This is a genomic window from Roseateles amylovorans (assembly GCF_025398155.2).
In the GTDB taxonomy this organism is placed as follows: domain Bacteria; phylum Pseudomonadota; class Gammaproteobacteria; order Burkholderiales; family Burkholderiaceae_C; genus Roseateles; species Roseateles amylovorans.
Map to the genome: position 1 here is coordinate 3,411,461 of NZ_CP104562.2, position 15,304 is coordinate 3,426,764.

General features: G+C 70.0%; 2 protein-coding genes (1 of these 2 only partly in view). Both read right to left on the reverse strand.

Annotation, left to right across the window (positions count from 1 at the left end):
- Positions 1 to 12,004, reverse strand: partial view of a non-ribosomal peptide synthetase gene (locus N4261_RS14180; protein WP_261755954.1) — the 5' portion only. 1,265 nt of this gene lie to the left of the window's left edge; only the first 12,004 of its 13,269 coding nucleotides appear in the window; the start codon lies at positions 12,002 to 12,004; its stop codon lies beyond the left edge, outside the window.
- Positions 12,001 to 15,300 carry a non-ribosomal peptide synthetase gene (locus N4261_RS14185; RefSeq protein WP_261755955.1) on the reverse strand — a complete coding sequence of 1,100 codons (3,300 nt, stop codon included), beginning with the start codon at positions 15,298 to 15,300 and terminating at the stop codon, positions 12,001 to 12,003. The genes N4261_RS14180 and N4261_RS14185 overlap by 4 nt, the downstream gene beginning before the upstream one ends.
- Positions 15,301 to 15,304 lie beyond the last annotated feature (4 nt).

A 15,304-nucleotide genomic window follows, 5' to 3' on the forward strand; every position in this document is an offset into this window, starting at 1 on the left:
GCTCCCGGTCCGCCGGTGTCATGCCGTAGACCTCGCCAATGGACTGCACATGCATGGCCAGCGGGCCGTGAGGCACCGCGACGCCCTTGGGCCGTCCGGTGGAGCCGGAGGTATAGATGACATAGGCCAGATGCGCCGGGTGGATGGCCACAGCGGGATTCGAGTCCGGGCCGTCGAACGCGTCCGGACCGTCCAGTCTCAGGAGATCCAGTCCGGGTCGCAGCGGCAGCCGGTTGGCGAGCGACTCCTGGGTCAGCAGCAAGCGCAAGCCGCTGTCTTCCACCATGTAGGCCAGCCGCTCCACCGGATAGGTCGGGTCCAGCGGGACATAGGCCGCGCCGGCCTTGAGCACCGCCAGCAGCGCGACCACCATGTCCGGTGACCGCGCCACCGCCAGACCCACCCGGTCCTCCGGGCGCACGCCCCACGCCATCAGCCGATGCGCCAGGCGGTTGGCCCGTGCATTGAGTTGCGCATAGGTCAGCGACCCATGGCCGCTGATCAAGGCCACGGCATCGGGCCGTTCGGCGGCCTGTCGCTCAACCAGACGAGGCACCGGCAGCGTCCCCGCATCCCGCCACCGTGGACCGCCCCAGGACGCCAGGCATTCGAGCGTCTGGGCATCCAGCACATCCAGCTCACACAGCGCCTGCGCCGGTCGATGAGCCAGGGCATCGACCAGCGCACTCACCGCCGCCTGCATCCACCGGCACACCTGTTCCGGATCGAGCGGGGTCTGCACCTGGGCGACCAGGCCGAAGTCCTGTCCGTCATCGTCCACCGACAGGCCGAACGGATAGTTGGATCGTTCCTGCGCGTCGCTGATCTCCATGCCTTCCCAGACAGCGGCAGCACGGTCCTGGCGCCGCTTCGCGTGTCGATAGTTCAACAGGGCCGAGAACAGCGGCGTACCGCCGGCCAGGCCACTGCAGCGCTGGGCCAGGGACAGACTGGCGTGCTCATGGTGCAACAGCGCGGACAACGCAGCGTGGGCCTCCCGCAGGCCGTCCGCCACCCCGGCCGTTCCCACCTGCAAGCGAAGTGGCAGCGTGTTGATCGACAGGCCCAGCGAGGTCGCTGCGGCCCCTTCAATGCCCAGACGGCCGAGCAACACCGTGCCAAAGACGACATCGGTGCGGCCGCTCGTGCGACCGAGCACCAGCGCCCAGGCCAGGTGGAACAGCGCGGTGACGCCGACGCCGTGGCGCCGCGCTTCCCGCCGTGCGGCGGCCGCCAATGGCTGCGGCAGCCGGGCCCGCGCCTGGCGCAATCCGGTCCCATCGCCGCGCACATCGGTCATGCCGAACGGCGTGGTCGGTTCGGTGACGTCGCGCAGCATCGCGGTGAAGAAGGTCTCGTGATCCGCCCGGCTGACTCGTCCGCGAGCCTGTGCCACGAAACGCCGGAACGGCACCGGTTGAGGCAGCTCCTGGTCGCGGCCTTGCTGCATCAGCGTGATTTCCTCCACCACGCCGGCCAGCGTGCGGTGGTCCGTCACCAGATGATGACTGGGCAGCAGCAGACACCAGCGTGCCCGCGACGCGTCATGGGCCGCCAGTGCGCGCAACATCGGCGCGCGGCGCACATCAATGCGGCAGCCTCCGGGGCGCGCCAGGCGTTCCAGTTGATCGGCCACCGGGCCGTCGTCAGGGGATAGCCATTCGAGCTCCAGCGTCGCCTGACGGCACACGACCTGCACCGGCTCGTCCAGACCGTCCCACAGAACGGCCGTGCGCAGGATGTCGTGCCGTTCGATGACGCGATTGAAGGTGGCGACGAACTGGCGCAGACGCTCCTCCCGATCAAAGTGGATCAGGTGGGCCGTGACGTAGGCATCTGCATGGGGCTGCAACAGGTGATGAAAGAGGATGCCTTCCTGCAGCGGCGCCAGTGGATAGAGGTCCTGGAGGTTGTCGGCGCCGCCGGGAATTTGCGCTTCGAGGCGACGACGCTGATCGTGCGACAGCAGCAGGCTCATCGCGGCATCCTCGGCAGTGGTCTGCAACGCCTGCGCTGGCCCTGCCAGCTCAGGGGCTGCGTTCGCTGACGCAAGCTCCGCCACCTCGACCACGCGCGCAAAGGCGGCCAGCTCGGGATGCAGGAAGAGCTGCCGCACGTCGGCCCGCCAGCCCTGGCGGCGGAGTCGCTCCAGGACGCCCAGGGCCAGCAGCGAATGGCCGCCGAGGCTGAAGAAGTTGTCCTGCCGCCCGACGCGATCAAGGCCCAGCACCTCGGCCCAGATCGCGGCCACGGTCTGCTCCACCTCGCCCACCGGGGCGTCATCGCCACCACGCAACGGAACCTCCGGCGCCGGCAACGCCCGGCGATCCACCTTGCCGCTGGGATTGAGCGGCAACTGGTCCAGCACCATGATGACGGCCGGCACCATGTACTCGGGCAGCACACGGCCCAGGGCCTCGCGCAACGACGCGACCTCGGGCGTCGTGTCGTTGCCCGGCTGTGCCGAGACATACGCCACCAGCCGGTCCCCGGTGGGCAGCCGCTGCGCCACCACCACCGCTTCGCGCAGGCCGGGTTGCGCCAGCAACTGGGCTTCGATCTCCCCCAGCTCGATCCGCAGGCCGCGGATCTTGACCTGATGGTCGGTGCGGCCCAGATAGTCGAGCTGCCCTTGCCCTTGCCCTTGCCACCGGACCAGGTCCCCGGTGCGGTAAAGCCGGCTGCCGTCCGTGGCCAGCGGATGGGCCACGAAACGCTCCGCGGTGAGTCCGGGGCGGCCGTGATAACCGCGCGCCAATCCGACGCCGCCCAGGTACAGCTCGCCCGGTACGCCCTCGGGCACCGGGTTCAGGTCGCCATCCAGCACCCAGGTGGAGAGGCCGGTCAAGGGCGCGCCAATCGGGACCTGGCTGCGACCGTCGTCGCGGCAGGTCCAGTGGGTGACGTCGATGGCGGCTTCGGTGGGACCGTACAGGTTGAAGAGTCCGACGCCAGGCAGACGCCGGAACACGCCGTTCTGTGCCTCCACCGGCAAGGCCTCGCCGCTGCAGATCAGACGACGCAAGCCGGTGCAGGCCTCGATGCCCTCATGCGCGAGGAAGGCCTGCAGCATGGACGGCACGAAGTGCAGGGTCGTGACCTGATGCGCCTGGATCAGCGCCACGAGCCGGGCGGGGTCGCGGTGATCGCCCGGCGCGGCGATCGCCAGCCGGGCGCCCTCGGCCAGGGCCCAGAACAGTTCCCATACCGACACATCGAAGCTCAGCGGGGTTTTTTGCAGCACCGTGTCCGAGCGGTCCAGCGCATAGGCCTGCTGCATCCACGCCAGGCGGTTGTGCAGGGACAGATGCCGGTTGGCGGCGCCTTTGGGGCGGCCGGTCGAGCCGGAGGTGTAGATCACGTAGGCCAGGTGCTCGCCGTGCAGATCGACGTTGGGGTTCTCGTCGTCCGAGGCGTCGCCCTTGGCGCTGGCTTTTGCTTTGATGTCGCTGTCGCTGTCGACGATGACGTCCGCCAGCGCAGCCAGGTCAATGTCGATCCACACGCGCCCTGCCCCCTCCGACAGCCGCTCGCGCAGGTGGGGCTGCGTCAGCACCAGCGCCACGCCGCTGTCCTGCAGCATGTAGGCCAGTCGCTCCACCGGCAGCTCCGGGTCCAGCGGCACATAGGCACCGCCGGCCTTGAGAATCGCCAGCACGCCGACCATCATCTCCAGCGATCGCTCCACCGCCAGCCCGACCCGGGTGTCCGGTCCGACACCGAGTCCGATCAGCCGACGGGCGAGCCGGTTGGCCCGTCGGTTGAGCTCGCCGCGGCTGAGCGTGTGCGTGCCGAAGACCAGCGCCGGTGCGTCCGGATCCGCCGCAGCCTGCTGCTCGATCAACCGATGCACCGGCACCGGCGGCGCCACCGGAGACGCATTCACGCTCAGCCGGGTCAGCGCCTCCCACTCGGCCGCCGACATCAGAGCCACTTCCCCCACCGGGGTCTCGGGTACCTCCGCCATGGCCTCGACCATCGCGACCCAGTGGCGGGCCAGCCGTTCGATCGTGGTCGGCTCGAAGAGTTCGGCGGCATAAACAAAGCTGGCCTGGATCGTGCCGTCCGGCTGCTCGGTCGTGTGCAGGGCGAGTTCGAACTGTGCCGACCGTTCAATGGCGATGACGGGCTCCATCGTCAGACCGGAGCATTGGGGCGCATCCGCCTGCCGGGTCGCTTGATGGTTGAACAGCACCTGGAAGAGCGGATGAACGGCCAGTGACCGCTCCGGCTGCAGCGCGTCGACCAATTGCTCAAACGGCAGATCGGCATGTGCCTGCGCCCCGACCGCCGCCTCCCGCGCCTGCGCCAGGATCCGCGACAAGGGCGTCCGGCCGTGCACCTGGTTGTCCAGAACCTGCGTGTTGACGAAGAAACCGACGACCGGCGCGACCTCGGGTCGATCCCGGTTGGCCATCGGCACGCCGACGCGGATCTCCGTCTGACCGGTCCAACGCGCCAGGACCGCCTGGAAAGCGGCCAGCAGCACCATGAAACCGGTCGCAGCAGCCTCTCGCGCACGCTGCCGCACCCGGGCCGTGGCATCGGCGGGCAGCACCAGGGAATGGCGTGCGGCTTGATAACGACCATCGGCGCGCCGCCCGTGGTCGGTCGGCAATTGCAGGACCGGCTGCTCGCCGCCCAGGCGGGCCTGCCAATATGCCAACTGGCGCTGCTGCTCGGCCTCGTTCAGCCGCTGCCGTTGCCAAGCGGCGTAGTCCGGGTACTGGATCGGCCAGGGGGCCAGCGTCGAGAGAGAACCCCGCAGTCCGGACTCGTAATCGGCAAAGACCTCATCAAGCACGATGCGCATCGACGCGCCATCCGCCACGATGTGATGCAGCACGACCACCAGGAGATGCTGATCGGCGCGCTGTCGTTGCAGCCCGACCCGGATCAGGGGACCTGCCGACAGATGGAAGGGCGTCTGCACCAGTTGGTGTGCGGCCGTCTCGTCGGCAAGGTCGACGATGCTCAGGCCAGACTTGGCCGGTCCGGCGACGCGCTGCACCACCTGGCCGTGCTCATCGGCGTGGAAGGTGGTGCGCAGTGCCTCATGGCGACGGACCAGTGCCTCGAAGCTCGCTTGCAGCGCCGACCTGTCCAGCACGCCGCGCAAGGTCACGGCCCCGGCAAGGTGATAAGCCGTGCTCTGCGGGTCCAGTTGCCACAGGAACCATTGCCGCTGCTGGGCAAAGGACACTGGCAGGTCGCCGCTCCGGGAGGCCGCGGGCAGTGCCTGCAGCGGCAACGGCGCCGTCCCAGTCTGCACGGCGGCAGCCAGCGCGGCCACGGTCGGGTGCTCGAACACGTCCCGGGGCGAGAGCTGCCATCCGCGGCGGTGCGCCAGCGAGATCAGCCTCAGACTCAGGATCGAGTCGCCCCCCAGCGCAAAAAAGTTGTCCTCGCGGCCCACCGCCCCCACGCCCAGCACCGCGTCAAACAGCAGGGCGACAGCGGCTTCCGTGTCGTTCCGAGGTGGGTCCCAGGTTGCGGGTGCGGCGGCATCGACCTGCGGCAGCGCCGCTCGGTCGACCTTGCCGTTCGGACTGAGCGGCAGCGCCTCCAGCACGAGCACCCGGCTGGGCACCATGTAGTCGGGAAGCACGCCGCTGAGGAGCCGGCGCAGCCGTTCCGCCTCCAGGGTCTGATGCGGCCGCGCCGTCACATAAGCCACCAACCGGTCGCCGGTGGCGCCACGTGCGGCGACGGCGACTGCCTCGCGCACACCGGGCAGTGCTGCCAGTGCCGCTTCGACTTCGCCCAGCTCGATGCGGTAGCCCCGCACCTTGATCTGATGGTCCAGCCGACCGAGGTACTCGAGGGCCCCGTCCACGCCCCAGCGCACCAGATCCCCCGTGCGGTAGAGACGTCCGCCCGGCGGGCCGTAGGGATCCGCGACAAACCGCTCGGCGGTCAGCCCGGCACGGTCCAGATACCCGCGCGCCAGTCCGCTGCCGCCCAGATGGAGCTCTCCCGGCACGCCGGGTGGGCACGGCTGCAAATGGCTGTCGAGCACCCATGCCGCGCGATCGCCGACCGGGTGCCCGATTGGCGTGACCGACCGTCCCTCCAGGCGCTGCGTCAGTCCGGCCGTGGCCGCCGACGAGCGCGGGTCGACGATCCATGCGCATGGGGTGATCACCGCTTCGGTGGGCCCGTAGGAATTCACCAGTCGCTGTGCGCCGAAAGCCGCCTGCGCCGCCAGCGCGTCGGCCGCCGGCCAGGCCTCGCCTCCGGCGATGCACAGGCGCACCGGCCATTGTTCATCCGCCTGGTCCGCCGCGAGTTGGCGCAGGTAGGCGGGGGGCAGGTGCAGGGCCGTGACACCATCCCGGCGAATCGTGCGTGCCACGATCTCGGTCGACCAGCCGTCCTCCGGGAGCATCACCACGGCGGCACCGTGCATCAGTGGGGCCATCCACTGGGACCCGGCCGCATCGAAGCTGACCGACGCGAACTGCAGCATCCGGTCTTCCGGGGTCAGGCCCAGTCGCTTGCCCATCGCCTGCAGATGCATCGAGAGCGCGCCATGGGCCACTGCCACGCCCTTGGGACGCCCGGTCGAACCCGAGGTGTAGATCACATAGGCCAGTTGGTGTGGCGACACCGACACCGCCGGCAGCAGGCACCCCACGTCCACCCTGTCTTGCGACGAATCGGACGTGACGGGCGCTGCGGCCCTGCCCAGCGCCTCCAGCGCCTCGATGTGCAGGACCTGCAGGCCGTCCACCGCGGGCAGCCGCGCCGCGAGCCCGGCGCTGGTGAGCAGCAGGGCCATGCCACTGTCGGCCATCATGTGCCGGAGCCGCTCCGCCGGATAGGCAGGGTCCAGCGGCACGTACGCACCGCCAGCTTTCAGGATGGCCAGCAGCCCCACCACCATCGCGTTCGATCGCGGCAGGGCCAGTCCCACCCGGCGCTCCGGCCCCACGCCGTGGCAAAGGAGTTGGTGAGCCAGCCGGTTGGCGCGCGCCTCGAGTTCGCCGTAGCGCAGCCGTTCATTGCCTGCGATCAGCGCGATTGCGTCGGGCCGCGCGACCGCCTGCCGCGTGATCCAGTCGGTCACTGGCGTGGCGTCCACGACAGTCGGTTCATGATCACGGCCGCTGACGGTGGTGGCGAGAGTTCGCCATTGCGCAAGGGCCGCCGGGTCCAGGCTCTCCAACTCGCACAAGGCACGATCCGGGTCTGTCGACAGCGCCTGAACGATCGCCTCCAGCGCGACCTGCATCGACGCTGCGACCGTGTCAGGGTCAAGCGACCGATGGACCTGAGCCACCAGCGAGAAACCATCGCCAAAGTCGTCCACGGACAGGGCGTACGGATAGTTGGTGCGCTCCTCACCGTCCAGCAGCTGCACGCCGTCGCCCAATTGAGCGCCGACCGGCAGCCGTCGGCTGTGACGGTAGTTCAGCAGCGCGGAGAACAGCGGCGTGCCGCCCGACACACCGCTGCAGCGTTGCGCCAGGGACAGAGGCGCATGCTCATGATTCAGCAGCGCCGCCAGCGCGGTGTGGGCCTCGCGCAAAGCGGCCGAGACGCGGGTGGGGCCCACACGCAGCCGCAGCGGCAAGGTGTTGATGAACAGCCCCAGGGCACGGGTCGCTGAGGCGCCGCCCTGCATGCGGCCCAGGAGCACGGTGCCAAACACCACGTCGGCACGGCCGGTGGCGCGCGCCAGCACCAGCGACCAGGCGAGGTGAAACAGTGCGGAGACGCTGACGCCGTGACGCTGGGCCTCCCGCCGGACGGCCCCGGCCAGCCAGTCGGGCAGCGACCGCCGGGTCTCACGCACGCCGGCGCCGTCGCCCTGGATGTCCGCCAGGCCATGCGGCGCCGTCGGTTCGGTCACATCGCCCAGCTCACGGCGGAAGAACGCTTCATGCGAGAGTCCGACCGGCGCGCGACGGGATCGGGCGACCTGCTCCCGGAAGGGCACGGGGCGCGGCAGCTCGGCCTGCGCTTCACGGGCCATCAGACCGATCTCCTCGATGATGCGTTCCAGCGTCGTGTGGTCCGACACCAGGTGGTGGCGAGACAGCTGCAACAGCCAGGCGCCGCCATCCGTCGTGCTGTCGCCGGCCAGCCGCTGCACCGCGGTGGCCCGGATCATCGGGGCGTTGCGCACGTCAATGCGCAGCCGGCTGCGGTGCACATGAGCCTGCAGGCGCGCCTGTGCATCCGCCGTAGGGGCGGCACCCTCCCCGTCCAGCCACTGCAGGCGCAAGGCCGCACGACGGTGCACGATCTGGACCGGCTCGCGGAGGCCCTCCCACGCGACGGAGGTGCGCAGGATGTCGTGCCGACCGATGACGGCCTCCAGATGTCCCACGAATTGCTGCAGCCGCTCCCGGCTGTCAAAGGCCAGTCCGCGCGAGGTGACATAGGCATCGCTGTGCGGCTGCATCAAGTGGTGGAACAGGATGCCTTCCTGCAGCGGCGCCAGCGGGTAGATGTCCTGGATGTTGGACGCCCCGCCTGGCACCAGCGCCTCGATTCGACCCAGCTCCTCCGCCGACAGCGAGACCAGGGGCAGCATCCCCGGCTCAAGTGCGGTGCAGCCATCGGGAATGGCATTCGGCGGCACCGTGACCTCATCTTCAGCTGCGGTGGAGAGCGTGCGGGCGAAGTCCTCCAGTCGCGGATGCGCGAAGACCTCACGCACCTGGGCGTGGTAGCCAAGGTGACGCAGTCGTTCGACCAGCCGCAGCGCCAGCAGCGAATGACCGCCCAGTTCAAAGAAGTGGTCACGCCGCCCGATGCGGGCCACGCCCAGCAGATCGGTCCATGCCGCCGCCACGGCGATCTCGCGGGCACCGAGGGGCGGATCGTGGGGCAAGTCGCCCCCCGGCCCGCCGCTGCGGCCCGCCTCCGGCGGCGGCAAGGCCTGCCGGTCAATCTTGCCGTTGGCCGTCAGCGGCAAGGCGTCCATCACCACAATGGCCGACGGAAGCATCGCCTCCGTCAGCAGTTGCGACAGCCGCTCCCGCAAGGCGACGGGGTCCGGCCGCACGCCTTGCCGCCCGGTGACATGAGCCACCAAACGCGCACCGTCCAGGTCGGGCACCGCCGTGACCACGGCCTCGCCGACGGCCGGATCGGCGCGCAGTTGGGCCTCCACCTCGCCCGGCTCGACCCGGAACCCACGCACCTTCACTTGCTGATCGACCCGGCCCAAATACTCCAGCTGGCCGTCCGCGGTCCAGCGCACCACATCGCCGGTGCGGTACATCCGTCCCCCGCGAGGGTCGAACGGGTTGGCGACGAAGCGCTCGGCGGTCTGGCCGGGCCGTCGGTGATAGCCTCGGGCCAGTCCTGGTCCGGCCACATACAGCTCACCGGGGAGCCCCGGCGGCAGGGGCTGCAGGTCTGCGTCCAGCACATGCACTGCACTGCCGGGCAACGGCCGGCCCACCGGCAGCCTGCCCGCCGATCGGTCCGCCTCGGCGGCGTCCTGCGTGAGCGTCCCGACCGTCGTCTCGGTGGGTCCGTAGTGATTGAACACCCGCAGTGCCGGCCGCAACGCGTGGATGCGCTCCAGCAGCGACCAGGGGGTGACCTCGCCGCCCAGCACCAGCCGCCGGCGCGGCAGCACCTGCGCCGGATCCTGCGCGCCCATCAGGGCCTGCAGGTGGCTGGGGGTGATCTTCAGCATGTCGACCGCGTGGCCCTGCATCAGCGCGGCAAAACCGTCCGGATCGAATGCCCGCGCGCCCGACACCAGGTGCAGCGTCGTCCCGCTCCACAGCGCGCCGAACAGCACCGTGTGGCCGAGGTCGGCGGCCACGGTGGAGACCATCGCCATGCTCGCCACCGGGGCGTCCTCGTGATGCGCGTGATGCGCGTGATGCCCGTGATCCGCGTGATCCGACTGGCAGGCATCGTCGTGGGCGGCCCGCACCTGCAGCCGCTGCAGCACCCCGTCCAGATAGTGCGCCAGCGCGCCGTGACTGACCACGACGCCCTTCGGACGGCCGGTGGATCCGGACGTGTAAATCACATAGGCCGCCTGCTCCGGACGAATCCGTCCATCGTCCGGCTCGCCATCGGACCGGTCCTGCGTACCGACATCGAGTCCGTGCGACTCGGCCACCCGCCATTCGAGATCAGGGACCTGCCCCATCCACGCCAGACGCTGCGGCGCGATGATCAGGGCAGCGTCGCTGTCCTCCAGTTGAAAGGCCAGTCGAGCCGGTGGCAGCGCTGGATCCAGTGGCACCACCGCAGCGCCAGCGCGCAGCACGCCGAGCATGGCCACCACCAGGGACAGGGAACGGTCAAACGAGAGCGCCACCCGCGACTCCATGCCCACGCCCCGTGTGCGAAGCCGGGCGGCGAGCAGGTCTGCGTGGCGGTTCAATTCGGCCCAGGTCAGGGAGGCATCCTCATGAACCAAGGCGAGGGCCGTCGGATGGCAAGCGGCATGTCGGCGCACCTGTGCCGACACTGTCCTGATCGCCGTCTCGCTGCGGCGTTGCGCGTCGGGAGACCTCTGCGGGCCCGGCCGTCCGCTGGAGGCGGCCACCCCGGTTCCCCACGCCGCCAGCCGTCGCAGATCGTCGCCATCGGCCAGGCCCACGGCGCCCACGCACGCATCGGGCTCTCGCAGCACCACGGCCAGCAGGTCGATCTGAGCGCGGATCAGTCGACGGGCGGTGACCTCGGTGAACACATCCGTGTTGTAGACCAGGCGTCCCCGGGTCGACTGGCTGCCGACCTGGAAATTCATCTGAAGGTCGAATTTGGCGTTCACGTCGCCTTCGTCGATGAACTCGACGCTCAGGCCGTCGAAGTTCAAGGCGGGTAGATCGCCCATCTGCACCCCGAACAGCACTTGAAACAGCGGCGACCGGGACGGATCCCGACGCTCCTGGCGCTGCGCGAGCAGCAGGTCCAGCGGCAGGTCGGGATGGGCCATGGCGGCCAGCGCGTCCGCACGGATCTGGCGGCACAGCGACCGAAGGCTCTGCGCCGGCGACAGCCGCGCGCGGTAGACATGGGTGTTGACGAAAAAGCCTATGAGACCAAAGACGTCTTCGTCCTGACGTCCGGCGTGCGGCACGCCGACCGCGAATTCCGACTGCCGCGCGAAACGGGACAGCAGCAGCTGCCAGGCCGCGAACAGCACGACGAACGGCGTGAGTCGCTCCGCCCGGCAGAAGCGACGCAGGTCCGCCTCCATCGACGGATCCAGCCCGAAGCCGATGGAGGTGCCACGGAAGCTGGGCACCCGCGGACGCGCGGCATCGGTGGGCAGGTCCAGCACCGGCACCTGGTCACCGAGATGGGCATTCCAGTGCGCCAGTGCGCGGTCGAACCGACCTTCAGCCAGACCGGCGCGTTGTCGCTGCGCATGATCGGCATATTGCAGCGGCAGGGCCGGCAGTGCCACCGCACCGGGCTGTCGAAGCGCCTGGGCATAGGCGGCCGACAGGTCCGCAGCAAACACCGGATTCGACCAGGCATCCGACACGATGTGATGCAGGCACAGCGCAAGCATGAATTCCTGCGGGCCGACGCGGATCAAGCGCGCCACCATCGCTGGTGCGGTCCCGAGGTCAAAGACATGGGTCAAGGTCGCCTGGATCTCGCGAGACAGCCCGGCGGCCCGGGAGGATGGGGCCTCGTTGGACAGGTCCACCTGCGTCAATTCAAAGTTCACCTGGGCCGGGGCCATCGCCATGGCCATCGGCACCCCCTCCTGCTCGAAGAAGCGCGTGCGCAGGATCGCGTGGCGCGCGATGACCGCATCAAAGGCGCGTTGCAGTGCGTCGACCTGCAACGGCCCGCACAGCCGCATGACCCGCGGCAGGTTGTAGGCGGTCATCCGGTCATCCAGCCGCTGCAGGATCCACAAAGGTTCCTGAGTGAAGGAGAGCGGAACGGCCTCGCCGTCTCGGACGGGCCTGCCGGGCGGCACGGGCGTGAAGGGGGAGGGGGAGGTGGCGGTGTCGGCGGCGCCGTCCGTCGGCAGGGTCGGAGGAAGGGTCAGGTCATTCATGGATGGGCCGCAGTGGACGTTTCGGTGGGCTGCCAATCGGTGGCAGCCAGGCGGTCAAAGCCAGACAGATCCCAGGGCCCGGCACGTAGCGCGGCGGCCAGTTCGGCCACGGTGGGATGGTCAAAAACCAGTCCCGGCTCGATCTCGATGCCCAGCCGCTTGCGCAGCCGCGCCACCAGCCGGATCACCAGCAATGAATGGCCGCCGAGCTCGAAGAAGTCCTCGTCCATGCCGATGGACTCACGCCCCAGCAAGAGGCCCATGCCCTGTGAGAGCACCGCCTCCAGCGCATCGCGTGGCGGACGACTGACCACCCGCCCCTGCGCACGCTCTGCGCCCGCGGACGCAGCCATGGCGCGAATCGCCGCCCGATCAAGCTTGCCGTTCGGCAGTCGTGGCAGCTCGCGGATGCAGTGAATGCACGACGGCACCATCGGCTCCGGCAGGATCGAAGTCAGTGCCTGGCGGAGCGCGATCTCTTCCAGCGGAACCCCCTCGGCCGCCACCACCCAGGCCCACAGCTGAAGCTCGCCGGCCGGTCCGGGCAAGGCCTGCACCGCCGCTTGGCGCACCCCGTGCAGCCCCAGCAGCGCGACCTCCACCTCGGCCGGGTCGACCCGGAAGCCGCGCAGCTTGACCTGATGGTCCGCACGCCCCGTCAGGCGCACACCGCCTTCAGGCAGCACGCGGGCGAGGTCGCCGGTGCGATAGAGCCGCTCGCCCGGATGGAAGGGGTCATCGACGAAGGCGTCGGTCAATCGGGTGGCCGGTTCGCTCGCGCTGGCCGGGGCCAGGGGGTCGGCGCTCGCGCGCAGATAGCCCCGGCACAACTGCGGGCCGCCGAGGTAGACCTCGCCCACGCCGCCGGCCGGCACCAGCCGCATCGCCTCGTCCAGCACCAGGGCCCGGTTGTTGGGCAGCACACGGGTCAGGGGCAAGGCGCCGTCGGCATCGGCGGCCAGGTCCGAATCCTGCACCCGATGCACCAGCACGCCGACGCTGCATTCGGTCGGTCCATAGTGGTTGTGCAGCACCGCGCCCGGCGACAGCTGCCGAATGCGCTGGAGCAGGCCACGCGGCGCCGCTTCGCCGCCCAGGATGACCGTCGCCGGCACGGGTGCGTCGGTCTCCGCCTCGGCCAGCAAGGCCTCCAGATGGGAGGGCACCATCTTCAACGCATCGATGCGATGCGCCTTGAGAAAGCGGGCGAAGGCCGCGGGATGGCGCGTGTCGTCCTCGCTGGCCACCACGAGGCAGGCGCCATTGATGAGCGCACCGAACAGCGCTGTGTTGCCCAGGTCGGCAACGACCGAGCTGGTCAGTGCCCAGCGTCGGCTGTTGGCCAGGTCCATGGCGGCGGTGCTGCCCGCGACATAGTGGAGCAACTGCCCCTGTTCGATGGCGACGCCCTTGGGCTGGCCGGTGGAGCCGGAGGTGTAGAGCACATAGGCCAGATCCGTCAGTAGCGGCACGCGCTCAGGCATGCCGCTGTCCAACTGGGTCAGCTGGATCGGCGGCTGGCCGTGAGGCGTCAGCAGATCCCCGGCGAGCATCGTGGCGTCGATCGTCAAAGCGGGTCTCGCCTCGGCCAACAGGGCCTGACGGCGAGCCTCGGGCCAGGCCGGCTCCAGCGGCAGATAGGCGGCGCCTGCCCGCCAGGTCGCCAACATGGCCACGATGAGGTCGCCGCCACGCGGCAGGTTCAAGGCCACCAGCCCTCCTGGACGAAGGCCGAGCCTGCCCATCGCGCGGGCAAGTCGGTTCGCGCGCTCGTTCAGGGTGCGGTAGTCCAGCAACATGCCGTCCGCCACCAGAGCGGGCGCCTGGGGCGAACGCACCGCCCACGCCGCAATCTGCTGCGACACGGTCAGGCCACCCACGTCGCCGTGGTCCCCGTGCGCCCATCGCAGCAAGGCGGCCCGTTCGGCCGCGCCCACCGGATCGAGTGCCCGCAGCGGGGCGTCCGGTCGCTCCAGGACCTGGTGGAGCAGCGTGATGACCTGACCCAGCAGCCGCTCGACCGCCTGCTGGGAATGGCGCCGCCCGTCCGCGTGAATCACGAGCTCGATGCCGCCCTCCCCTTGCACTTCCAGGGTCAAAGGACCCGGCGGCCGAATGACGACGGGAACGGACGCCCGGACCGGCCACGCCCCCTGGCGTCGCCAATGGAAGATCGCCTCCAGCGGGACGGGCACGGGCGGCGCGTCAACCGCCCAGTATTCCTGTGACTGCACATGCGCTGCCGCCACGCCGGCGCAGTGGTCCAGCCAGTCGCCCACGCGGGTGTCGTCAGTGACCGTCACCGCCACCGGCAGCAGCTTGTCGTAGGGACCGACGGCCCCCTGCATGACCGGATAGTCGTCGCGGCAATCATGGCGCCAGCCGCTCAGGAACGGCTCGTGGCCGTTCAAGCGCGCCAGCAGCATCAACCACACGGCATGCAACAGCCGCTCCGCCCCCAGGGCGCTGCGCCCGATCTGGCCTGCCAGGGCCGCATCGACCACGCGTCGCGCCTCCACCCTGCCCGCCGCCGGCCTCAGCGGCGCCGGCAGTTGCGGCCCCCGCCAGGAGGACGGCGGAGCGCCGTGCGCGGACAGGTGGGCCTCCCAATACGCCGCTCCTGCCGCGGCCTCTTCCCCGAGGGCCAGTTCGCCGCGCCATTCGACGTACTGCGAATATTGGAGAGGCGGGGCGCCCTCCTCGCCGTTCTGCTTGCGCAGTTCGCCGGCGGCCTGGCCATCCTCCGGTGCCTCGTTGGCGGCCATTTGCGTCAGCAGGCCCCGTGCGCTGCCCTCGTCCGCCACCAGCGTGCTGACACGCAGCGCCAGCACATGCCGGCTTTCCGACAGCCGCGCAAGTCCGGCCCGCACACTTCGTCCCTGAGCCAGGTCCAGCGGCCGTGCCATTTCGTCCAGCCACGCGTCCACTGTGCTGGGATCGTCGCTCGCCAGCGTGGTCTCCGACCAGTCGAGTGCCGGCCGCTCGCTGAGGGTCCACTGTCGCCAGCCGCGGTAGCCGTCCACCGGACCGAAGGCGGTGCGCAGCACCTCATGGGCGTCAATCGCTCGCTCCACCGCACCGCGCAGACGCACTGGATCCACGGGGCCCTCGATGGTCACATGAGCGGTCAGGCCGGGGATCGCGTCGATCGCGGCAAGCGCCGCGCGCTGCTCGGGGCTGAGGGCGCGGGTGGCGCCCTGGCTGAGGCCTGGATTGAACGACTGGCCGAGCGACTGGCCGAACGACTGGTCGAGGGGCGAGGCGTCGCTCAGCGGTGGAATGTGAATGGCGTTCATCGGA

What these genes read in the sequence shown, in the direction of transcription:
- N4261_RS14185 (WP_261755955.1), bottom strand. Translation starts at nt 15,300, where the DNA reads ATGAACGCCATTCACATTCCACCGCTGAGCGACGCCTCGCCCCTCGAC.